The 23,098-nt window shown below is 55.3% G+C and carries 15 protein-coding genes; 2 read left to right on the forward strand and 13 right to left on the reverse strand.

Annotated features, from left to right (window positions below):
* Window positions 1–222 precede the first annotated feature (222 nt).
* A complete protein-coding gene (locus tag ACR3ZL_RS11420; protein ID WP_473653030.1) occupies window positions 223–1,623 on the reverse strand; it encodes a chromosome condensation protein in 1,401 nt (466 codons plus the stop codon).
* 425 nt (window positions 1,624–2,048) lie between these two features.
* Here ACR3ZL_RS11420 and ACR3ZL_RS11425 point away from each other — a divergent pair, with 425 nt between their 5' ends.
* Entirely contained in the window at window positions 2,049–3,377 is a 1,329-nt protein-coding gene (locus ACR3ZL_RS11425) for a DUF1598 domain-containing protein (RefSeq protein WP_473653575.1), read from the forward strand.
* 215 nt (window positions 3,378–3,592) lie between these two features.
* Window positions 3,593–3,772: a hypothetical protein gene (locus ACR3ZL_RS11430; protein ID WP_473653029.1), complete on the forward strand. Its 180-nt coding sequence runs from the start codon at window positions 3,593–3,595 to the stop codon at window positions 3,770–3,772.
* A gap of 11 nt (window positions 3,773–3,783) precedes the next feature.
* Here the strand turns inward: ACR3ZL_RS11430 and ACR3ZL_RS11435 are convergent, their stop codons facing one another.
* From ACR3ZL_RS11435 to ACR3ZL_RS11490, 12 genes are all read right to left on the reverse strand, one after another.
* Complete coding sequence (locus ACR3ZL_RS11435) at window positions 3,784–5,763, reverse strand: ABC transporter ATP-binding protein (RefSeq protein WP_486173466.1); 1,980 nt, start codon at window positions 5,761–5,763, stop codon at window positions 3,784–3,786.
* A gap of 258 nt (window positions 5,764–6,021) precedes the next feature.
* Window positions 6,022–7,458, reverse strand: coding sequence for a hypothetical protein (locus ACR3ZL_RS11440; protein WP_473653026.1), 1,437 nt, complete (start codon window positions 7,456–7,458; stop codon window positions 6,022–6,024).
* On the reverse strand, window positions 7,458–9,029 hold the full coding sequence (locus ACR3ZL_RS11445; RefSeq protein ID WP_473653025.1) for a hypothetical protein: 1,572 nt from the start codon (window positions 9,027–9,029) through the stop codon (window positions 7,458–7,460). Before ACR3ZL_RS11445 ends, ACR3ZL_RS11440 begins: the two co-directional genes overlap by 1 nt.
* A gap of 140 nt (window positions 9,030–9,169) precedes the next feature.
* Window positions 9,170–9,916 carry a sulfite exporter TauE/SafE family protein gene (locus tag ACR3ZL_RS11450; RefSeq protein WP_473653024.1) on the reverse strand — a complete coding sequence of 249 codons (747 nt, stop codon included), beginning with the start codon at window positions 9,914–9,916 and terminating at the stop codon, window positions 9,170–9,172.
* Window positions 9,916–11,394, reverse strand: a complete 1,479-nt coding sequence (locus ACR3ZL_RS11455; protein WP_473653023.1) for a BAR domain-containing protein — start codon at window positions 11,392–11,394, stop codon at window positions 9,916–9,918. The genes ACR3ZL_RS11450 and ACR3ZL_RS11455 overlap by 1 nt, the downstream gene beginning before the upstream one ends.
* 232 nt (window positions 11,395–11,626) lie before the next feature.
* Window positions 11,627–12,676, reverse strand: a complete 1,050-nt coding sequence (locus ACR3ZL_RS11460) for a hypothetical protein (protein ID WP_473653022.1) — start codon at window positions 12,674–12,676, stop codon at window positions 11,627–11,629.
* A gap of 1,502 nt (window positions 12,677–14,178) precedes the next feature.
* Window positions 14,179–15,552: a TIGR03000 domain-containing protein gene (locus tag ACR3ZL_RS11465; protein ID WP_473653021.1), complete on the reverse strand. Its 1,374-nt coding sequence runs from the start codon at window positions 15,550–15,552 to the stop codon at window positions 14,179–14,181.
* A 316-nt stretch (window positions 15,553–15,868) separates the two neighbouring features.
* Window positions 15,869–17,275 carry a protein-L-isoaspartate(D-aspartate) O-methyltransferase gene (locus ACR3ZL_RS11470; RefSeq protein WP_473653020.1) on the reverse strand — a complete coding sequence of 469 codons (1,407 nt, stop codon included), beginning with the start codon at window positions 17,273–17,275 and terminating at the stop codon, window positions 15,869–15,871.
* Window positions 17,276–17,415: 140 nt separating this feature from the next.
* Window positions 17,416–19,032: a Ppx/GppA phosphatase family protein gene (locus tag ACR3ZL_RS11475; RefSeq protein WP_473653019.1), complete on the reverse strand. Its 1,617-nt coding sequence runs from the start codon at window positions 19,030–19,032 to the stop codon at window positions 17,416–17,418.
* Window positions 19,033–19,163: 131 nt separating this feature from the next.
* Window positions 19,164–19,856: an HAD family hydrolase gene (locus ACR3ZL_RS11480; protein WP_473653018.1), complete on the reverse strand. Its 693-nt coding sequence runs from the start codon at window positions 19,854–19,856 to the stop codon at window positions 19,164–19,166.
* Between the two features lie 220 nt (window positions 19,857–20,076).
* Window positions 20,077–21,993: a sulfatase-like hydrolase/transferase gene (locus ACR3ZL_RS11485; protein WP_473653017.1), complete on the reverse strand. Its 1,917-nt coding sequence runs from the start codon at window positions 21,991–21,993 to the stop codon at window positions 20,077–20,079.
* Window positions 21,994–22,167: 174 nt separating this feature from the next.
* A complete protein-coding gene (locus ACR3ZL_RS11490) occupies window positions 22,168–22,851 on the reverse strand; it encodes a DUF502 domain-containing protein (protein ID WP_473653016.1) in 684 nt (227 codons plus the stop codon).
* Window positions 22,852–23,098: the final 247 nt, after the last annotated feature.

The raw sequence follows: 23,098 nt of genomic DNA on the forward strand, positions 1-23,098 counted from the left end.
GAATGATCTGACGCGGTGATGAAACGCATCACTCTCAGTGTGTGGCTATGGCATCGGCAGCGTCAGGTTTTCGTTATACGACGAGGCTTTGGCGCCGTTTGAATTGGCCAGGTTTTGCTAGAAGTCTCGTTTCCACGTGCACTGCGGTTAAACACTGATGGATTCGTTGCCTCGTCCGATGCGGTTGAGCTTGTGGACGCGTCGGAGAAAAGCCTGTGGTGTTCAGGACTTGGTTAACAAGCTTTCGATGGAAGCTTGCAACGCATCGGCAAAACTCTGTGTCTGGGCGGTATTGAAGTAATGCGGGTCGCACCGTAAGCAGATTTTCAATACGCGACGATACGTGAAAATGGAAATGGTCAAGCGTGTTCCTGACCGCATTGGTGGGACACCGTAGATGTCCGTCATCAGCAAGTTACCGGCTCGCAAGAGCTGTTTTTCTCGCGGCAGTGGTGTGATGAAGCGTTTGGTAGGATCGCCGGTGTTCGATACGATCGCGGTGGCCATGCAGCGGCGACTGGCCACCCACCGTTTCAGCCAAGTGGGATAAGGACGCAAGAACGCGACCAAGCTCATGAACGGGGTTCGTTGCCGAGTGTGTTTGAGACTAAGCATCTCCTCACGCAATGAATCGTTGAGGGCTTCCGATTCAACGCATTCCGATGGCTTTCGGCGGATCAACGCGTAAGTCACTAGGTTGGCTGCCGTCGCCATTCGCGATTGAATTTCGCGAAGGTCCATTGGCATCATGATGCAAAAGTCTTTGCGGTTGAGATTGCCGTTGTCCTTGTTCCATTGTCGCAGTGTGACCAGCAATCGTTCAATCAGGAGTTCGTTGGTCGATTGGCCGCGGACTTCACCGACCCGTCGCAGTTCTCGGTAGGTCTTGGCATCGAATTCAAAACTGCACAAACCTGGGAAGGTTGCCGGAGCATTAGTCACGTGGGTATCGGTGCTTGCCTTAGGTTTCGCAAGCGGTTGGACACCGGCAAGGCATTTCATGCCGAGTGCACGCGTGGACTTGCTGTCAAATTTTCCATTGTCATCGTTGTAGTTTGTGACGTCGTATGAATTCTTGATCCGTGCGCGTAACGCTTGGGCATCAAACTCCGGTAACGGTTCGTCGATCGGGTTGCCGACTTCGGATGCGTAATGCCAGAGCCAGTCGCCGATGAACTGGTAGGCGCCGATTCCATCGCACGACGCGTGATGAAATTGCATGGTTACCGCGGAGTGCGATTGGTCGCCGCGAACCCAAATCCGCAATCCGACTTGTTTGCGAATGTCAATCGCTTCACCGCCGGGCAGGTCGATGGGGGTGTCTGGATCGCCCCAGTCGATTTTGACTTTCGTGTTTGAGGCGGCAATCCAACAATCGCGACCACCTTTTCCCGGGCCGACGACCGCTTGCAACAATGGGTGTCGCTTGAGAGCGTTTTTCAGTGCAATTTCCAAAGACTCCCGGTCCAGTTCGCCGCTTAATTCCATTTGGACCGCGAAGGTCATCGGGTACTCAGGCCGATCGTCCCAAACCATGTAGTCTTCGAAAACACTGAGGTTCAGTGGGAAGAGGCGTGGGCGCCGGGCAGGTGCCGCGGTTGGGGGGGGCTCAGCGATCGACATTGCGTGTTGGTAAGTCGGTGGGTGTGATTGACGTGATGAGACGCTTGAAGACACCGGTGAATGGGCGGAGGTGTTGCACCCCCAGCCTAGTTAATAAATCGACGATTGCTTGATTCCTGTCGTCATGAACCGACCTAACCGTACCAAAGGTGGATGTTTTGCTCGGTTCTGTGTCGTTTTTGTTGCTCAATGGGAACCTCGTAGCTATTCTGAAATGCACGCCTGGGGGTGGTGATTTGGCCTCGGTGTTCCAACTCCATCCGTCTGACGACGCTGCTTGTTTGTCCAGACTCTCCTCTTTTTCACGTCGACCTTCGCATCTCATGAACGAAACCCTTGCCGTTCCGGCTTTATCGAAGTCGCTCACTCGTCGCTCTGTTTTTTCCCGCTCCGTTGCTGCATTGTTGTTTTGCAGTCTGGCGGTGATGGGAACGGCTGTTCACGCACAAGACGGCGGTGACATCATTTTCGGTAACCCGATTGCGGGTGTCGATGTTGACGCGACCGGTGTTTTGAAGGTGCGGACCGTCGATCCGCGTCTGGCTCAACAGCGTCTTCAAGAGGCAAAGCTTCGGGCTCAGACCGACGACGTCATGCAGACGAGCAAGTTGCGAAAGGTTTCGCTGAACCGACTGGAAAAGGCGATCGCCGATCACGTCGAGGCAGACCGACCCTTCGGAGACGACATCTTGGCCGTCGCCGGGTTAACGACGGTCGAGTACGTCTTCTACTATCCTGAAACCAAAGACATTGTCGTAGCGGGCCCGGCTGAGGGTTACGTTGCCGATCCAACAAATCGCTTTGTGGGTATGAAGTCCGGTCGCCCAACGTTGTTGTTGGAAGACCTGGTGACTGCACTGCGAGCCTATGCACCGGGTGCACCTCCGACCCGAGTGATTTCGGTATCGATCGATCCGACCCCTGAGGGTTTGGCTCGAATGCAGCAGTACCTTACCGCCGTCGGTGGACGTGCCAATCGAGGCGACACGCTGCGACTGGTTCAGGGTTTGAAGCAAAACCTGGGGCTGCAAACGGTAACCATCAAGGGTATTCCAGCCGATACGCACTTCGCTCGCGTTCTCGTTGAAGCGGATTATCGCATGAAACTGATCGGTATCGGGTTGGAACAGCTTCCTGTTCCAGTTCGCAGTTATGTTTCGCGGACCAGCCCCCAAGCCGTCGCCGCCAACGCTCTGGAGCGATGGTACTTCCAGCCTAACTATGACGGCGTTTCGGTCAGTGACGATCGATTGGCCATGCGAATCAATGAACGTGGCGTGCAGTTGGTTGGACAGGGCGAGCGAGTGATGGGTGGCGGTAAGCGAGTGCAGGCTGGCCGTGGTAACCGAGCTAGCCAAGCGTTCACCCAAGAGTTCACTGAAAAGTATCCGATGATCGCGTCGAAAGTTCGTGTTTATGCCGAACTGCAGCAACTGATCGATGTGGCAATCGCCGCCGCCTATATCCAAGAACAAGACTTCTACACTCAAGCGGATTGGTCGATGCCAACGTTGAGTGACGAACAATCGGTGCCGGTTCAGACCTACACGGCGCCTGAAAAGGTAGAGACCGCCGTCAATGCAATTTGGCGAGGCAACACGCTGATGACCCCTCTAGGTGGTGGCGTGAATATGCAGCCTCGAGTTGCGTTCAACAGCGATCGAATGGTTGTCGATGTGAACGGCCAGAACGAAAAAGCTCAACAATCCGCTGGCCCCAGCAACTTGGCTCCTGGCCAGTGGTGGTGGGATTGAGATCAGGTCTTCTGTTAGGCCAAACGATTTGGGTGGTTTATGTGAGATGCGAACTTGGTTTCGCGTCGACGCACGGTGCCAAGCCAAAGGAACTCTTGTGGCGTTTGGCTCACTAAACCAGAGTCACTCGAAGCGAACGTTGGGCTTGTGATTCGGCTGATCGGCCGTATGATAAAAGTGAACACCCTTCCCCGACAATCCCGAGGTCAAACAACGTGCTAACCGAAGCCACAGTCGAACGAATGTTTCGTGAAATCGTTTCAACGAACCAAAACACCGAAGAAACATTCGAACGAGCTGAAGAGTTGCTCGAAACCGAATTGCGTGACGAAAGCCCTCTCCGTCACCGCCTGACTGTTGAACTAGAAGAACTTCGGTCGCTAACGACCAAGTAGTTTGATTGGCTTTATGCCGCACTCTTGCTTTCTGTGTCACCCATGGCGGTGTGACACAGATTGCGATAGAAGCCATTCTTAGCAAGTAACTGTTCGTGGGTACCCACCGCTGAAACTTGCCCTTGATCTAAAACCACCATGCGATCGGCGAGTGCCAATGTGCTGTTACGGTGAGTCACCATGATTCCGGTGCGGTTGATCAAGAACTTCTCGAGCGCTTCGTGAATGAGTTGCTCGCTCTCGATATCGACCTGGCTGGTTGCCTCATCGAGAATCAAGATATCCGGTTGCCGTAGGAATGCACGTGCTAGTGCGATTCGCTGCATCTGGCCGCCGGACAACCGAACGCCGCCGCTACCTAGCAAGGATTGATAGCCATGCGGTGTCTTGCGAAGGATAAAGTCATCCGCAAAGGCTAGTTTGGCTGCGCGAACGACATCATGAGAATCTGCACTGGGCGTGCCGTATCGAATGTTGTTTTCGATCGTGTCGTCGAACAACACAGTGCGTTGGGTTACCAAAGCGATGCGTTTGCGTAGGTCGCGGGTCGCCATGTCAGCGATGGGGACTCCGTCAAGTTCGATCTGTCCTTGTGATGGATTGTCGAACCGGCAAAGCAAGCTAATCAGGGTGCTCTTGCCGCAACCGTTTGGCCCAACCAGTGCGATCGTTTCGCCGTGGTTGATGGTTAGGTCGATGCCGCGAAGTACCGATGGTCCCCGCTGATATTGAAAGTGGACGTCGCTGAACTGCAACGTTTGGTGGGGACGAGCGACGGCTTTCGCTACAACCGGCTCAGTAACGCGAATGGGTTCGTCAATGATCTGGTAGACACGCGACGATGCCGCGATGCCACGCTGCAAGGCGCTCCAGACATCAGATAGCTTCTTTGCCGGATCGGACGCGCCGATTAAGAACGCAAAGAAAAGCAATACCTTGCCGTCGTCCAATGGACGGTCCGACATGCGGATACCCAGCAGATGGGTTTGTTGGTTGATCGTCAGGTAGCCACCCGCCACGATTGCCAAGCCGACCACGCTTAAACCGAGCAATTCGCTGGTGCCGCGAGCGGCCGTGTTATAGAAGGCAACCTTCATCGAGCGGCGATAGTAGCCTTGAACGTGTTGGCGGAAGCGGGCGCGTTCGTGTGATTGTGTGTTGAACGATCGGACGACGCGGATTCCGTTGAAGGCATCATTCAGCATCCCGTATAGGTTGCTCATTTCTTCCATCACGCGTCGACTGGCACGGCGAATCGACTTGCTCAATTGGTTCATGACGATCGCGACGATGGGCGATACCACCATCACCAAGAGCAGCAACCGAGGGCAGACCATCGCGGCGCCAGCGAGGCAAACCAGCATCTTAAGCGGTTCGCGAATCAAGCGTCCGATCAGCGTACTTAGACCTAAACCGATGTGCGAAACATCGTTGGTCAGTCGGCTGGTCAAGTTGGCAGAACCGTTTTCACCAAAGTGATCCAGGTCCAAGTGAAGGGCTTTGCGGAAGAACTTTTCTCGCAATTCCATCACCGTGCCTTCGGCGATGTACTGAACAAGCATCAAGTTGATGGTCAGTGCAACGAGTTTGATCGCGGTGCCACCAATTAGGATTCCAACGACCAATAGTAGTGTGTTGAACGGTCCGTTCGGGGCCCATTCATTGACGGTCGGCTGGACCTTGCGTAACCATTCGGCAGAGTATTCTGCGGTCGATTTTTGGAATTCCAGCTTGGTTTTCGTAGCGTTCTCGGTGGTGTCCAACGCCCCAATCTGCGTCGTGAGCTTCGCTATTTCTTGGTCCGACTGCTCAATCCGCTGGGAAAGATAAGACTTCAAGTCGTGGCCTTCGAAGACCACTTCGACCATGGGATACAGGGTGCCAATGTTGCCTCCCCACATTCCAGCAATCACCAACGATGTCAGTAGGACCCCCAGTAGGGACCAACGTCGACGTGCGGCCAGTCGCAGGACTCGGCGGAATGATTTCATGGCGGGAGAATGGCACAAGGTGAGGATCGTGAGGATCAAATCACCTTGTATCAGCAATCCAAAACAGGTCGCCAGACAGATTTTAGCCTGGGAAACAGGCGAAACACGCGGCCCGCCGTTTAGCCAGCCGAAACAACGTTCCCACATCGGGTTTTCGCCGCTTCAGGCCGCGATTTGCGATCGATCGCTATCTGCGATCTATCAAAATGAGATCCATCAAAGTGGTCAACCATAGCGGTTGACCACTGAAGATTTCGGCTACTGCATGATGTCGCTGAGCTTTTGAGCTGGTTTCAACTCATACGGTTGGCCGTCAATCTCGAGCGTCACGCTGCGGGAAGAAACCGCGGTGACTTTGCCGCGGACGGAACCGATTTCGAACTCATCGCCGATTTTCAACTTCAATGTCTTACCGCGGGTCCGGACACTCATCCAAGCGGTCCAATTGTCGCGGCCTTGCACCAGTGCGGTCAAGAACGTTTGGGTCGAGTCATCGAAGCCAGCTTTGACCACGGGCGGTGGCGGAACGGGGGCCACTTGCGGGGTGATCGTGACCGTTTGCGTCGATTGCCGCGCTGGGTATCCATTGTCGATTGCAACGACTTCAAAGGAGAACGGCTTAGCGGGTTCCGGCCTCGGCTTAACGGGCTCGTCTTGAGAAGCGTCGTCGCCAGTGGATTCCGTTGTTTCGGATGCATCAACAGCTTTTGATTCGTCGCCAGAATCGGTCCCCGATTCAGTGTCCGATTGAGCAGATTCAGCAGTAGTGGCTGGACCATCGTTTGCGTTCGTTTCGTCTGGCTTGGAAATCGCGGACGCTTCAGGCTGCTTAGGCGGTTCGGGATCTTTCGGCGGTTCGGGTGGTTTCACGAACAAGCGTTGGGAATTGGCGTCCCAAGAGGCCCACTCTGGCAAATCACCTTCAACGCTGACCCGGACGGAGTCGCCTTCGGGGTCTTCGAACTGGAATCGAAACTCGTTGGACCTGCCCATGGTGGCGACCAATCGCTCATCACCTCGATAGCGAGGGGGCTGGTTGGGCGGTTGGAAGAAGTTGCGATTCAGGATGTCTTCGCGGTACTGCTTGCGAGACTGACTGATTCTCCACGAGGGATCTTCGTTAGGTGTGGTCGGTTTGGCATCGGCGATGTTCAGCGATATAGCGTCGATCACCATCACAATGCTGAGCATGTCTTCCGCTTCGGCGTTTTCTTCTTTGGTGCGGCGTCCGGTTTGGCGTAGCGGGGCGAATATCAGTTCACGAATTCGGTGCAACTGATCGTGCGCTTCGACGGCGTAGACCAATTCGATCAGACCTGGCAAATCGGACTTACCCGACACGCGGAATGCAAATCGTCGATAGAGGTCGCCCACAGGCACATCGCTGACCGGGTCAACGACGGCATCTTGGATCCCGGTGGCTCGAACGGTGTCGAGCAGCCAGGACTGGTACGAGTTCTGTGCGACTTGTGGATTACTGGACAGCGATCGCACTTTGTATTCGCCGAGTTGTCGTTCGGCTTCGGCACCGGCAAGCCAGCGCATTTGCATGGTTTCGGCTTCGCCGGTCAACGAGCTGAGTCGGTTTTGGCGGAATTGGATGGCACCGCGGTACTGATTGAAGCACCATTGGGCGAATACGATGATGAGCAGTCCGCCGACACCGATCGCTAGATAACGTTCACGTTGAGTCATTATTTCGCCTCCTCGGTAGCGGCTTGTTCGGTGCTGGCCGCTTGTTCGCTTCCACTATCTAGAGCGGTTTCATCCGAGTTGGCCGGTTTGGGGCTGGATGGCGTTGGATTCATGCGTTGGTATCGTTCGGTTTGCACCGCGTCTGGTGCCACTGTAATGGTTTGTGTCATTTGCCAGCGGTAGGCGTCTTGGGTCGCTAGCTGGGTCACTTTGTCTCCGGTGACTTTGTGAGCTTCGTCCCGCATGGCGGATTCCAATTCCACAATGACCTCGGGGGATGTTACTCGGCCGGTCACGACAAGCCGTCCGCCTCCTTCACGAGAATCGGCGGTGGCGGAAACCTCTTGCAGCATGAGCTGATCGGCTCCCGGCATCTTGATCGCAAGTCGTTGGAGTTCTTCTAGCCAGTTGACATCGCCATTGAGGAACTGATCGATGCGTGCGGTCCGCCCAATCATTTCCTCAGCCGCTTTTGACTTCTCTTTCATTTCAGCGTTGGCAACGCTTTGTTGTTCGATTTGTTCGTCGAGCTGCGACAGATTCCCCATCAGCATCCAGATCAAACCAGCCAGAATCGCGACGGGGATGCCCACCATGGCCGCGACCTTTCGGCGGTCGGTTTGAACTTCGATCGTCCGGCGTGGATTTTCGAAGTCAATTAACTCATCGCCATGCTTCGCATGTGCCGCAAGCAAGCCGACCAGCGGCGCCAGGCGGCCAACAGTTTCCCCGACCGCTTCTTTGGCGGCAGGGTCAGCGCCGACCAATTCGAGCGGGTCGACCAGATTTGTCTGGCAAGGTTTGGTTTGTTGTTCCGCTAGACGCTCGCTTAGCTTTTGAATTTCAACGGCGTGTCGATCGGCGGTCCCCCACAACATCACGTTGCAGTTTGTGCCAGCCGCGCCACAGGCCATCATGCTGCGTCGGATTTCGCCAGCCAACGCATTGGTTCGGGCCGGCATTTCTTTGGGCAGTCGGACTGAGCGGACGAAGACGACCTTGCCGTCACGCAGCAGAACGATTTCTGCTTCGTCGCTGACCAAGTCGATCAACGCAAGCGTGGCGCCGCCGTCGAAATTAGACCCGAGCTTATCGTGGTAGATACGGTAGAGGGCGGCCGCCGCGATCGGACGCAACACGATCCGCTTGAGCGTCCAACCGGTCGACTCGACATTCTTTCGAATGGGATTGAGGTGGTTCGGGCCGGTTGCCGAAACGATTGCTTTGATACCAGAGTCGTCGATCTGGGTGGTGATGAAGTCAACCGTCGCGCTATCGCCCGCAGCGGCGAATTGGCGGATCGCTTGAAAGCGGACCATGTCCGGTAGTTCTTCGACCGGGACAGGTGGGAAATCCATCTGACGCAGTTCGGCACGATCACGGCCGATCGCAATCAAGCATTCGTATTTGGCCGCCGGTTGGGACGCGATCCAGGTCTTGAGCGTCGCCATCGGGCCGTCGCTGCCGACAGGAAGAATCGCTGCGTTGTGCAGCTTCGTTCGGACGCCATCGGATTCGCCGATCACCAGGCGAAGCTGTTCGTCGTCCCAGTCTATTGCGATTTGTTGCATGAAATTAAATGGAAGGTGTTGAGGCCAACTCTGGAGTCAGGTCAGGGAGATTCTAGTCTAGTTGGAAAGCTGACCGGCCCCTCGCATTAGCGGCAGGATACCGGAATCGCCAATCAATCTGCACTCATTAGGAAGTCGTTCTAGGTCAGAACTAGTTTGAACCCCGTAACCGTCATAACGACCACTAAAAAATAGAAAACAAACCGACTTCCTTTTTCGATTGCCAATTTGGCACCCGCGATACCGCCGAGCACGTTTCCGGCGGCCATGACCAGCCCGGGGATCCATTCGATCAGCCCATAAAATGCAAACACGGTTGCTGCCGAAAGCGTGACGATGAACCCGATGCTGTTCTTGATCGCGTTGGAGGAAACGAGATTGGTTTCGCAAAAGAAGCCCATCGCCAATAGCATCAGAATTCCGAAACCGGCTTGGATGAAACCGACGTAGACCCCGATGGCAAAAAACGCGAGCAATCGCCAGTGGGGCGCCAGTTTGGGTTGCGATGGAGCGTCCAGCAATCGCTTGGGATTGGAGATCAGCAATGCAGCCATCACCAGAAACAACAGCCCAAAGACCTGGCGAAAGTTGTCTGCCGGCAGGTAGATCGCCAACATGGCTCCCAGTGGAACGCCCGCCAGTGTGGGGATCGCCAATCGCACAGCGGCTTTGCGGTCCCAATGTCCCTTGCGGTGGAAGGCAATAGTAGCCGATCCGGTCGAAAGCAAGATCGCAATCCGGTTCGTCGCGTTAGCCGCTTGGGGTTCCAGCCCGAACAGCAAGAGAGCCGGCAGGGTCAAGAATGAACCACCGCCGGCAATCGTGTTGATGATGCCGGCTAGGAAACCAGCCAGCACCAATAGCAGATAGAACGCAAACTCATTCACTAAGGTTGCAGGATCGTATTATCTTTCTGGACGCCTTCATCAGACTCTAGGAACATCTTGGGTAGCGTGCTCGGAAGTCGCGACGAACGTCCCCTTGGTTCCGGCGGGAAGTCCTTGCCACGAACCGCTGATCCCAACGGAGTGGTCAACGAATCGTCGATCGTTCGTAAGTAGGCTTGCAGTTTCCAAGCAGGGATGACCGTCACGCCAACTTCCTTGGCCTTCGCCTTGATTTGTCCAAGAGCTTGAATCTCTCGGGCACTGGCTTCATCGTCAGCTTCTGGTGGTTCACCGAATACAAGGAAACGGACACCGCTGTCGAGTTCTTCCAATCCACTCAAGTCTTCTTGGATGGTGGTGTCGACCAACGCACCAGCGGCACGAACCATGGATGCCACTTGTTCAATATCCGGACGTTCATCGCCATCGATATCGATATTCCATGCCAACGCAATCTTCACGCGACGACCAGGAGCCCAGAATGGCGAGTAGATTTGGTCGCCAGGGATTATCGGGTAGCGGAATTCCGGACGAGCGACGACACGTGCTTCAGCACGGTGATCGCCCAGAATCTTGGTGACTTGGATGGTGGCTTTGATCTTGGCGTCTTGCAAACGAGTTTCGTCAGCATCGATCACACCGAACGTTACACCAGGACGCAACGCATCAGATGAGCCCAAGTTGATTGTTACCACGTTGCCTCCGCGAACGACGTACTTGACCAAGCCTTGAGTCGATTCGAATTGGTCGCTGCGGAAGCGTTGCAATTCGATCAATTGTGTATTGATGGTCGCCAACAGTTCGTTTTCACGTTTCTTGAACGCGGCCAAGTCTTGTTGGATTTTCTTACGGATGTTGGTCAGGTCTTTGGATGTCTTGAGCAAGCTGTCACGGGTTTGTGCGGCTTGCAAGTTCATCTTTTCGCGGTCTTCGGCAAATTTGGACGCTTCGTCTTCAAGCTTCTTGTTGGCCTGATCGCGACCGGCTTCGGCGACTTCCATCGCCTTCCGCGCGACTTCGACGTCGCTTTCGGCTTGGCTGCGAATTTGGGTTGCTTCGTCACGCGCCTGGCCGTATTGCACGTTCCGTGAGCGGATCGCGTTGACCAGGAACTCCGGCAAATCGGGGTAGTTTCGATTTTGTGGATCGACTTCCGGACCGAAATACGCCATGTCACGTGCGAAGTTCTGCTCGATTGCCTCGATGTCGGGATCGCCACCGGTGCTGGAGGTCAGTTGGTCAAACTGGGCTTGGGTCAGTCCGCCCACGCCCAGCATCGCTTTCATCAGCGTGGATTGGCTTTGCAGCGTTTGGACTTCGCTGCGGGTTGCTTGCAAGCTTTCCTTCGCATTAGCGGCCGTTTGGGATTCCACATCGCCCCAGCGATAGAGGAAGAAATTCAGGGCCAGCGAAAGCACCAAGAAAATCAGGCAAGCGATCAAGCTGCCACGGATGACTGAATCGTCGCGTGCGACCATGTTGGAGTCAGAGCGTTTGTGGAAGGCGGAAAAGTCTACGAACGAAAAGGCGTCTCGCGATGAACACTACGCCAGACCAATTGGACTCGTTTGGAATTTCAATCCGTTTTGAAAGAAGAATTGTATTCAAACGAAGGAGCAAACACACGGTTTTGCTGAGGAATTCCCTGTCAAACTGCGTTGTGCAGGCGGGCGACGGTAGGGAATTGCCCGATCACGACGGTTTTGGCGACTATTTGGGGGGGGCGACAAGCTCTCGACGCAGGTTTCGAACCCGGTCTTGGACCAGGATCGGTAACTTGCTTCGCAACAGGTTCCGGCCCGAAAACCACTCGTTGGGCTCATGCAACACAAATCGAATTTGAATGATCGACGCTTCGGGCATCTCGGGGACGGACGTGATCGCCACATAACCACCCAGACCAGCGTAAGACTGGGGAGGACCGAGAATTTTTTCGCCGACCTCGGATCGCTCGATCGCTCGCCATTGATTGGCGATGGAGTCTTCCTTGGGTTGGGCGGCACTGAACCGCTCGTCCAGAATCCAGGTCAGGATGATTGGTGAGTCATCGGCGTCATCGGGCCACACCGATCGACGGGCTCGAGCGACGCCGCGGATAACCACTTTGCCCAACAGCGGTAATTGCAGATGACCGAGCGACTCGGATTCATCATCCAGTTCGACACCGAAATCGGCGAGTTCGGCAGGAGTCAGTGAGCGGGTTTTGTTCTTTTCAAAGTCGTCAGCGTTTTCATCTTCCGCAAATTCAATCGACTTCGTGCCGTCAGACGAAGTTTTGAAATCATCCAATGCTTCAGACTTGCGGATCTGGGAAACGCTTTGGTGAACGACAAACGAGACGTCGATGAAGTGACCGATCCGTTTGCCAGCGTCATCGGGGATGGAATCCGTGTTAACCGAAATGGGAGCGACGACGGAATCGCGGGTGAAGCGATCACCGTGTCGACCCGCGATCTTCGCTAGCACCTTCTTCGCCTCGGCGGGCGAGACCGGTTCCCCCGTAACGGAAACAAAGTCAGGCTGCGGCAAGACGAATCGTTTTTCTGCGGTCAGGGCGACGCCGTCAGTCACCATCTCGGACAATAGGTCCGCATCTAACGTTGATGCGGGTTCGGATTGAGATGACGGATTCGCGGGTTGTGAATCCTGTGCAGGCGATGGTTGCTCTGCTGTGGCTATTGACGACGCAAACAGCATTTGACCAGCGACGACACTCATGCCGATCAGTATCGCAGCGGTTGATTGGATTGGACGAATCATAGGGAAATTCCTGTTTGGTGTGTTCGCAATTCGCCGTGTTGCCAGCGGCTTTCAATACGTGTGGCTGCGATGATTGATTGTTTGGATTCGATATCGCAGGCTTGGACGATTGAACTGTCAGGTGCTTGATAGGTTGCTTGGTGTTCGCCAGTTCGCATCGTGCGATGGCTAGGCCAGTCGCACGTCGGTGTCGATCGGCAGATGCGGGGAACGTTAACGGACTGCAGTATGGTTCACCACGCGTTTCGGTTCGCAGTGCGGTCGCGATGCCGTTTCATACACACTAGCTCTGCTTACCGCGTTGGTTGAGAACTATATCGATGTTAGTTCAACGTTGGTGATTGTATCAGAGTTGCAAGGGATGCTGGGGGCATGTTGCAGCACCGGTGTGGGCTCGGTGGAGTGTCTCGGAGTGCACGCGTTTTGGTGCGTGTCAAGAAAAATGCACTCAATTTTTAACCGGATTGTTGCCGCCGCGCCATGCATGCGTAGTCACCGCCGAAAGTGGTTTTAACGTTGTGAGTGGCACTCATATGGGGTGTTGTCGAAGACTTTCAGGATGTTTTCTTCGCGGGTACCAGTGGCGTGTCCGATACCTGTTTGTATCGCCGAGATATGTCGCCTTTCTGCTCTCCCACTTAGAAAGATACGACTGACATCGGTGACCAAAATCAAACCTTCCAAAAATCAAAATCCATGGAGTCCCATACGATGAATCGTATCCTCATCCCTGCTGTGTTGGCTGTCTGTTTGGTCGCTTCGAGTGCTTCGAACGCCAGCGCCTTCGGTCATCTAAAATCTTTGTTCGGTGGTTGCGACTCCGGTTGCGACACTGTTTGTGAGCCTGTCTGTGGCTGTGAGCCAGTTTGCGGTTGCGAAGTTGTTTGCGAGCCAGCTTGCTGTGCTCCTAAGCAAGGCCTGCTGCAAAAGCTTTTCAACTGCAAGAAGAGCGCTTGTGACACCGGTTGCTGCGAACCAGTTTGCGAGCCAGCTTGTGGTTGCGAACCAATTTGCGAGCCAGCTTGCGGTTGCGAAGTAGCTTGCGAACCAGCTTGCGGTTGCGAGCCAGCTTGCTGTGACTCAGCACCTTGCCGTCCTTTCGGTGGTCTGTTCTCACGCTTGTTCAGCAAGAAGAGCTGCTGTGACGCTGGTTGCTGCGAAGTTGTCGAGCCAGCTTGCGGTTGCGAGCCAAGCTGTGGCTTCGAGCCAGCTTGCGGTTGCGAAGCACCTTGCGGCTGCCACTGAGCCCTATTGAAGTAATCAACTGCATCCTCGACCGTCGCCTCTCTCCCTCTCGGTGACATGACCATTTGATCCGCATCTGGCAGGTCGTCCCCGCTGAAAAGTATTGCAGTTAAACAACGAAACCCCGGTTTGGAAATGTTTCCAAGCCGGGGTTGTTTCGTTGGTGAATCGATGTGTTGTTCGAACCAAGAAAAAAGCCACGTCTGAAATGAATCAGACGTGGCTTTCCGAATTTCTCAACCAATCGACGAGGCGGATTAACGCATCGCAACGGTTTGACTGTTGAAGTCGAAAGTCAACTCGACTGAATCGCCAGCGGCGACGTCGACGGTTTGCTCACGACGGATGGTCTTGCCGTTTACAGTTGCGGCAACCGAGACGGTGTAGTTGGTCCAGCTTTGACCGGCGGCCAATTGCGTGGTGCGGAAAGTCCGTACGCGACCGTAACCGTTGGTTTCGTTACCAGCCAAAGTAACCTTGGCATCAGCAGGAACGTAAAGCTGAACTACCGTTTCGGTAGGTTCGGCTTGAGCCGGGGTGCTGACTTGGGTTTCTTCCGCAGGTGCCGAGTCGGCTTCTTCCGAAACGGTTTCTTCGTCTTGCAAGAAGACCATTCGTTCCATATCGCCGGGACGAAGCTTGATCGTCTTGGAATCCTGCATCTCACGGCCTTCGACGTCGTAGGTCACGACGACTTCGTACGTGTACAGGTATCCGTCCTTCAATCCACGGGACATGAACTGGCGAACCATTCCGTCGCTGGTGGTTTCGTGACCGTTGACGGTAACACGAGCACCTTCCACAGGTACGGCAACGGTCAACAAGGCAGCGTCATCATCCAAAGTCGGCTTGTGCGATTCGTAGCTCGCGCCGCTGTTGATGATTGCACCGTCGATGACCGACCCGCCCATCGAAGAAGAGCTGCCATGAATCACGCTACCATCGACGGGGTAGCTTCCCGAGTCGATGATGGTTCCCGAAGGATAGCTGGATTCAACAGGGTAGCTTGACTGGATGACTGGAGCCGATTGGATGATCGGTGCAGCGTAGGACACGGGAGCTGAATAGCTGATCGGAGCCGAGTAGCCGCCACTGCTGCCGTGCGAACCGCTGCTAACCGAAGCGGCACGGTAGTATCCACCGCTGCTTCCGCTGGAAGCGGAGCCACCGCTGGAGTAGCTCGAGCGTGCAACGGTGTAACCACCGCTGCTGCCGTGGGACGCTGCAGCACGACGAGCGTGGATGCGTGCGTGAAGTCGGCTGAACAGTCCGCCGCCGGATGAACCACCGGAAGACGCGCCACCGGACGAACCGCCCGAAGATGCTCCGCCTGATGATGCACGGTAGCTGGCGACGTGAACGCCACCGGATGAACCGCCTGACGAACCACCTGATGAGGCGTTACCACCTGAAGAACCTAGAGAGTAGCCTCCCGAGGAACCGTGCGATGCGGCATGCCGAGCGGCGATGCGAGCGCGTAAACCGGACAAAAGTCCGCCACCGCTGCTGCCGTGAACGATACCGCCGGAGCTTCCTCCGCTTCCGTAGCTCCCATAAGAGCCACCTGCCTCAGCCGGAGCACTGATTGCCAGTGCCAGCGTGAGACCGACCAATAGGTGCAAACACCTCATGAACGTCCCTCCATCTTCAAAATTGGTAGATTGTGATGCCGCCGATGGATGCGAATGATCCAGGTTGTCTAAGTCAGCTAGAAAGCAGTCCGCGGGGCCATCTGAAATTCAACAGACTTGCAGATTGGGGCCTCGATTGCCCACTCCGCCGCAAGATAGGATAGCGAGCCGAGGGGGGCGATCAAGCAGTCTGGGTAAAATTTAGCGATCAAATGGACTGAATAGACAGTCCCTCAGGGGGGTGATCGCTTAGCTGGCCTAGAAAGGTCGCTAAACCCGACTTTTGCGGCTGCCGTTGATGCTTCAGGAAGCTCTTCTAGCGACCCATTTTTTCGACACGGACTTCGTCGAAATCGGCTCTGCCGGTCGCTCCAAACAAGCCGATCCGAATAATCGCCTCGCGGGCGGTCGGTGGTACTCGCAATAGCCGGCTGTCGGATTTCCAATCGCGGGATCCACGATAAGGCCCCAAAGACACCATGCCCAGTTCACGACGTAATTCGTCGTAATAGCTGATCGCGAGCATCGGCAGTGCGTCCGCGTCAGGCCCTTTTTGCACGTCTTGGGTTCGGACCCGCGTGGAAAGCCGAATCATGGACACCTTGCTGCCGTCGATCGCCAATCCCTGCAATAGGTGCGAGCCCAAACCAGGGGTTTCGTTTTCAAACCGAGCCATGGCGTTGCCGTTTTCGACGTGTCGCTTCACCTGGCGCCCGTAATACCAGCCGTCGATGAACTCGTCGCTATGTTGCTTGTCGAGTCCGTCGTTGGCGAGTCCTTCCTTGCCAAGCGGAGCGGTCGGTGCGACTTCGGATGGAGTGGCCCTGGGTTGCGTTTCCGGGGCGGTTGATCCTTTGGTAGTCGGGGGCACGGATTCGAAACCTCCGTTAACGACCGTGGGATTGGCCGGGTCCGGCAGGCGTTGTCGCCCGGATTCAGCGGTTCCTGTCATCGGAACGAACAACGTCGGCCGTAGTGGTTCGCGGACCAGTTCGCCGTCTTTCTTGGTCATCCGGTACAGAGTTTGTTGATAGCGTTCGCCGACCGGGATGATCATCGAACCGCCCTCGCGGAGTTGTTCGACCAGCGGGACGGGGACCGATTCGGGGCTGCAGGTGACGATGATTTTGTCAAATGGCGCCTTCGACGGCCAACCGAGAAAGCCGTCGCCTACCTTGGTGAAGACGTTGTCGTAACCCAATCGATCCAGCGCAGCGCGGGCCGTGATACCTAGCGACTCGACAATCTCGATCGAGTAAACCTCTGCTACCAGCGGGCTCAACACAGCCGCTTGGTAACCGCTTCCGGTACCGATTTCGAGAACTCGGTCGGTGGGTTGTGGATCAAGTGTTTCGGTCATCGAAGCGACGATGAACGGGCTGCTGATCGTTTGTGCCGAACCAATGGGAAGGGCCATGTCGAAGTAGGCTTTTTCACGCACCGACTTCGGAACGAATTCGTGCCGAGCGGTTTGTTGTATCGCCGAGAGCACTCTTTCGTTGGTCACGCCAGCGGTGCGAATCCGAGTGTCGACCAGTCGCTTTCTGGCTTCCGCATAACGGTCGGTCGAACGCGATGATTCGCTGGAAGAGGTTTGAGCCAGGATCAGTCGAGAGCGTTCGGGAACCAAAATGTGGGAGCTTTCGGCAACGGGGGTGACAGAGACAGGACGGTCAATATTGGCGTTTGGTGGCGGCGATTGGGCGGAGCTGATTGAGGGCATCGCTGCAACGGTGAGTCCGATTGCGCAGCCCAATGAGGCAGCTCGGACGCAGCCGACCGCACGATTCCGCGTAACCGTTGGTTCTGCGACGCGTGCTCGTGTTGGGGTGTTGTCTTGCGGAGAGATAAGCTTCGCGGATTTCATACTGCGCTTTTACCGGCTCGTAACAGGATGGGCACGCCGAAGATGTCACGGAACAGGCTCGATGCGTTGCCCAAAGCAAGTTGTTCCAACGAGACATCGTTGACGCCAGGAACCGAGATCACCATTCGTTTTTCTTCGCGGGTGCAAATGACTTCGCGAATCCGACCGCTGCGGGTGTCGTCCAAAGCGATTGCGATTCGCAACATAGCCGCCATCTTAGTCACTGCGACACGGTCTTTGCGGTCTAGTGATGAATAACCTTCATGTCCCGTCTGGGGTGACGCACGTCGGTGGTAACGAGCGACCAAGGCGACCAACTGAAGCTCTTGGCGGCTCAGTCCGAACAGTTCGCTATTTCGGATCAAGTAGTATGCGTGCTTGTGATTGCTGTGCACGCTGACGTACAAACCCACCTCGTGCAGCAACGCGGCAACGTACAACAGGACTTCGTGGCGAGGATCAAGTTGGTGTTCGTCGGCAAGTTGCTCAAACACCAGCCGGGTTAATTCAGCAACGGCCCGTGCGTGCGATTGGTCGACGGCAAACTTTCGCCCCAACGAAACCGCTGATCGAATGATTTGTTGCCGAAATTCGCTGGTCCAGTTACCGCTTTGTTCCATGTCGGCGAGCAAGCCGTCTCGCAGATTGCCGCCGCTGACAAAGACGTAATCCAATTCGAAATGCTTCGCGAAAAGCGTGTACGCCAGTAATGCTGGGCCGAGCGTTTCAGCTTCAACGAACGTCGCACCGAACTTGTCAACGATCGCGTCTTCCCCCATTTCCAGCATTTGCCCGGTCAGCTTTTCCAGCTTTTCGACCGGCAATTTGGTTAACGCGTGTTCGTCCCAATTGTCTACAAGACGATGAGCCGCGAAGCGAATATCGCTACCCATTAGGACCAGTTCCAGCGGAGCGTCCGCTTTCAAGTCTTCGGCGATACGAACCACAAACCGCTTAATATGCGTCTCTAACAGCTGACGCCAACGCGGGCCGTGAACACCGGATGCATCGATCGATTGCACCAGTCGCAGCGATCCCAACCGAAACGAATCGGAGTGCAGCACGTTGCCGCCTCGGATGATCAACAGTTCCGTACTGCCGCTGCCCACTTCCAAGACTACTGATTTGGATTCCGCCGTTTCCGCACGCGCCAGCAGTTTGGGCGTGATGCTCATGTACGTGATGCGGTTCACTTCCGCTTCGTCGATCGGCTCAACATCCAGTCCGGTTGCGACGAACACACGATCGACAAACGCGATCCGGTTGGTTGCTTCTCGCACCGCCGTCGTCGCGACGACTCGAATATCGCTCGCGTCGTGCACACCGTACTCATCAAGAATGCGGCGGAAGCGTTTTAGAACTGTCGCCGCTCGTTCGATTCCCTTGCGGCTTAAACGACGACTTTCGAAAGCGTCTCGGCCCAAGTCGACCGGTTGCAGCAGCGATTCCAACGTCCGTACATGTCCGTCTGGATGAATTTCGGCAATCGACATGCGGATGCTGATCGCGCCGATGTCGATAACCGCAACCGTCCTTGGCGCCGTGCGAGCGGGAGTCGGAGCGACGTTGGTGATCTCGCTAAAGTTTTGCTCGGTTGAAGACATATTCATCATTGGACATCCATTTCGGTTTCGCTGAGCATTTTAATGTCGCTGAGCATTTTGGTTTCACTGAGCTTTGATTCTATCGAGGTTCGGATTCGATGTTTGTTGTGGTGGCGTCGTATCGCTTTTACTTGGCCTCGCTAAGTACTAAGCAGTTGATCCGGCAAAACGTGATGTCGCACCAAAGCCGCTTCGGCGGTCGGCCCACCCAAACAAACCTCCGCACACCAACCACGTTCCAACGCCGCGGCCACGTTCTCTTCGCGATCATCAAGGAACAATATTTCGTTCGGTTGGGCACCGCAAATTCTTTCCGCGTGGGTCTCCGCTTCGATGTAGATCTGGTGATCGGGCTTCATCGATTTCGCTTCGTAACTAAGTACGACGTGATCGAAGGGACCTTCCATCACATCGTACTCTTGACTGTTAATCCACGTCCAATGCGCATCACAGGTGTTGCTTAAGATGCCGATCGGCAATCCCGCCGCTCGGACCCGGCTGATCACGGCCCGCATCGAATCAATGGGAGTGAACATGTCGCTGATCGCCTGCAGAATTGCTTGATCGTCGCCCGTCGGTAGAGCGGGGGCATAGCGGTCGCGGATGGACTGAACGAATTCGGCTTCGCTGATCAAGCCGGTTTCCAGTTGGTCATGCAAGCCTCGTTCGTTCAGAACTTGGTCCGCTTTCGCATTGGCACTTAGGCCAGTCGTTGGGTCTGTTTCTGGTAAGGCAAATAGGCCAGCCAGATTTTCGAACGAGCGTTCCCGGTCAAAGGAAACAAGGATGTTGCCGAGGTCAAAGTAGACAAAGTGAATCTTGGAGGCGGGCATGAACGGCAGACTGGGACAACGAGAGGGGAGGTTGGGGCGGTGGGCCGAGCTATCTTAACCGGTTCGCAATAAGGTCCGCCAGCGACGTCGATGGGGGTGCGGCGAATCCGGCCGACTAGACACTTTTCAAGTACGGCAAGGACTTTCTGGAGGCAGAACCAGGCCAAAGCCATCTCGTCATGGTAGTCGCACTGGCAATGATTTCGCGAGAGGTTCCGGTTCACGGTTCGCCTAATTTGCCTGAAGGGACGTCGGTGAGGATAGCGTGGCCATCGATCCGAGATGCCCAACGTCGTAAAAGTTCATTCGCATGTCGATTGTCGTAGGGGGCGAGGTGGCAAGACGATCCGTCGCGTCCGATCCAGTTCTTAGCCGAAAGTTCTCCATCAATTAACGAGCAACGACAACGCAACCCAAAGCATTCGCGGCCCTCGTCATTGTTCTTCGGATTGACGATCAAGATCTCTTTGCCGACGTAGCCTGCGATCGAAATTTGACGTTGCGTGAGTGGGGGCGTCACCGATGCGGAATCGGACTGTGTCAGGTCAATCCCGTCGAACTGGGAAGGCATCGAAGTGCCCAAGCCACAAGCGGCAAGCAACGTCGGCAGGATATCCGCGTGTGCTGTGGGTAACTGGATCGCGTCGGGTTGAATTCTCGGTCCAGCGATCACGGCGGCGGTTTGCGTTTGAACTTTTGAAAGTTTCAATCCATGGCCGATCGTTCCGTCTTCGCCAAAGGATTCGCCATGGTCTCCTGTGACGACCACAATTCGTCTTCGAGATGGTGCCCCGTTGGTGTTTGCGTCTGGTGTGATCAACCCAGCCAGCGAAGCGTCCAGCGTTCTGGCGGCGTTTCGGTAACGGTTCCAAACCTCGCCACGCAAAGACTTCGGAAAGGGAATAGGATATTGAGAGTTTGCCGATGGTTGGTCAGCGGCTAATTGTTCGTCCACCCAAAATGGCGCATGGGTCCCATACAAACACAAAACGGCGAGGCGTGGCGGTCGATCAGGGTTGGGGGTTAGGAAACGTTCGGTTGATTCGATTGCCCGTCGATCGGCGTCGAGGCCGCTGAAGGATTCATCCTGGAAGACGTCGTAATGTCGGTCAGATAGAAACGAGTCCATTTGGAAGGTCGCCCAGTCATTGGTGCTGGCAAAAAATCCGAGTTCGTAACCGGCTTGGCGAAACAAGCGGTTCATCGGCGGCGCGAAGCGAACTTCCGATTTGTAAAACCAAGCCGCCTCCAGTCCACTGACGATCGAGAACACGCCTAGGCTAGAAGCGTTCCCACCGGAAAAGTGCTGGCGTAGCCACAAGCCTTGGTGTGCCAGGCGATGCACGTTTGGCATGACGGCGGAATCAACCATCTCCGGTCGGAGTGACTCCGCAATGACAATCAACACATCCGGTCGCAGGCGGTTCTCGGTCGAGGATGGATCACCCATGACCACATTCATCCGCATTTGATTGATGCGTTGCTGGATCGCGGATTGTAACGGGGCCGAAGGCACTGAAATCAGTGGCCTGTCGTTGGCCCGAACGACGTTAGTTATCGGCTTATCGAGCCAGCCCAGTGCGTTAAACGGATGAAGGGTCGGCGGCAATTCCCGGCCGGTCGACGCGGGAGTGATACGCTCGGCGATGGATCCACCCAGGGAGAACGCGACCGCTAGGCCAACCAAACATGCGACAGCGATAAGCTTAGCCGTGACGTTCGGCGTCATCGTTTGTAATCGGCAGTGACGGGGTAGCCGCTTTTCGAAAAGCCAAGCGATCCAGCCGCCAACCGCCAAGCTTCCAACCCACCCCATAATCGGTATTAGCGTTCCGAGTGAAACGAACCGGATCAGTCCGACGGGAACTTCCTTCAGTATTTCGGCGAAACGCATTGAGAGAATGTGTTGCCCAGCGAGCTGGTACGCAATCGAATCGACGCCAAAAAACAGCGGCGCGATCATGAATACGACTGGCACCCATGTTTTTAGTGGCGAAGCTCGAAACCAAGACCAGGCAATCAGGATCGTCAACGCGACGCCTTGAAGAAAGCCGCACTGCAGCAACGTAAGCCACACGCCGATCGCCGGATCGGCGGTCGATTCCGGCTGGGTTAACGGTGAGACTCTTGTTAACATCGCCCAGCCTATCGTTGTTACGGACCACCAATAAACCAGACGAGTCGATGCCGGTAGGTGAGCGGTAGAAGCTGGCATGTTGGAGGAAGCAGCGTCGATGCAATGTCTCGCTATGGCTTCAGGTTGGGCTAAGGATTCAGCTTGAACGGTGCAGGAAATTGACTGCATTCCGCATTATACGTTTACTGGTTCGCCACGCAGAATCTTTTGGGTGTCGGTGCCCAGTTTCTCGAATGCACCCAAAACATCAGGAAACGGAGCCTTGACCGCTTCCACGCGATCCGCGGTGACGTAGATCACTGTACCCGTCCAAGGGTCCGGGGCACCGGGTAGATACAGCGTGACTATTTCACTGGTCTGCTCCTCACTGGTTGGCTTACTGTCCGGTTCGTTCGAGTTGGTAGCGTTTAGACTGCCGCGTTCCACTTCGAAGGCCAGTCGGGAGTAGCCCTCTAAACGAACCGCGACTGGTTTAAGCCGGTTTTTGGCGATGTCCCCGCCAATGTTGCCACTGAGTTGTTCTTTAAAAATTGCGTAGCGAGGAAACAGCATCAACAGATACTTTTCCATCACTCCGGTGAATTGCCGGGCTACGGACCGGCTAGCTAATATGCCAGCGGCAAAACAGGCCAGCACAATCACCAGCAGTGCGATTGCAAAGATCAACCCATAGCCGGTTGGATCGTTAATCCCCAAGTAGTCCCGCAAGACGGGCTGCAGTTGAACGGCTCCGGCGTAAACCACCTGGGCGATTTGACCCAGAAAGAATAGTGCAACCACCAGCGGAAGCAGAAAGAAGATGCCCCCGATGGCGGTGGCACGCAAGAATGACAATTGGCGTGTAACGTGCTTCTTCATGGGTTCACCTGAGTTCCAGTAAACGCCTAAGTGAAAATAAACGGTTGTCTGGTAGCAAATCAAATGGGGCGGGCATATGGCAAATTCATTGGGTTTGATCTTCCACCGGGGTGCGACGATTCGTTAACAGGAATGATCAGTGGTTCGTCTTTCCACTGTTTCCGCATTGCAGGCGTACCTTCGTCGGCCATTTTGCGGCCGTTACGCTTGGTATTTGTCGAAAACGCCGTACTGTCAACCAAACTGT

The sequence above is a fragment of the Rhodopirellula sp. J20-39 genome, from assembly GCF_057365095.1.

Bases quoted from the DNA above. Each gene is read 5' to 3' on its own strand.
- ACR3ZL_RS11440 (WP_473653026.1), bottom strand. From the start codon at position 7,458: ATGACTCAACGTGAACGTTATCTAGCGATCGGTGTCGGCGGACTGCTC.
- ACR3ZL_RS11470 (WP_473653020.1), bottom strand. From the start codon at position 17,275: ATGCCCTCAATCAGCTCCGCCCAATCGCCGCCACCAAACGCCAATATT.
- ACR3ZL_RS11465 (WP_473653021.1), bottom strand. From the start codon at position 15,552: ATGAGGTGTTTGCACCTATTGGTCGGTCTCACGCTGGCACTGGCAATC.
- ACR3ZL_RS11445 (WP_473653025.1), bottom strand. From the start codon at position 9,029: ATGCAACAAATCGCAATAGACTGGGACGACGAACAGCTTCGCCTGGTG.
- ACR3ZL_RS11490 (WP_473653016.1), bottom strand. From the start codon at position 22,851: ATGAAGAAGCACGTTACACGCCAATTGTCATTCTTGCGTGCCACCGCC.
- ACR3ZL_RS11420 (WP_473653030.1), bottom strand. From the start codon at position 1,623: ATGTCGATCGCTGAGCCCCCCCCAACCGCGGCACCTGCCCGGCGCCCA.
- ACR3ZL_RS11425 (WP_473653575.1), top strand. From the start codon at position 2,049: ATGGGAACGGCTGTTCACGCACAAGACGGCGGTGACATCATTTTCGGT.
- ACR3ZL_RS11480 (WP_473653018.1), bottom strand. From the start codon at position 19,856: ATGCCCGCCTCCAAGATTCACTTTGTCTACTTTGACCTCGGCAACATC.
- ACR3ZL_RS11475 (WP_473653019.1), bottom strand. From the start codon at position 19,032: ATGATGAATATGTCTTCAACCGAGCAAAACTTTAGCGAGATCACCAAC.
- ACR3ZL_RS11460 (WP_473653022.1), bottom strand. From the start codon at position 12,676: ATGATTCGTCCAATCCAATCAACCGCTGCGATACTGATCGGCATGAGT.
- ACR3ZL_RS11455 (WP_473653023.1), bottom strand. From the start codon at position 11,394: ATGGTCGCACGCGACGATTCAGTCATCCGTGGCAGCTTGATCGCTTGC.
- ACR3ZL_RS11435 (WP_486173466.1), bottom strand. From the start codon at position 5,763: ATGAAATCATTCCGCCGAGTCCTGCGACTGGCCGCACGTCGACGTTGG.
- ACR3ZL_RS11485 (WP_473653017.1), bottom strand. From the start codon at position 21,993: ATGTTAACAAGAGTCTCACCGTTAACCCAGCCGGAATCGACCGCCGAT.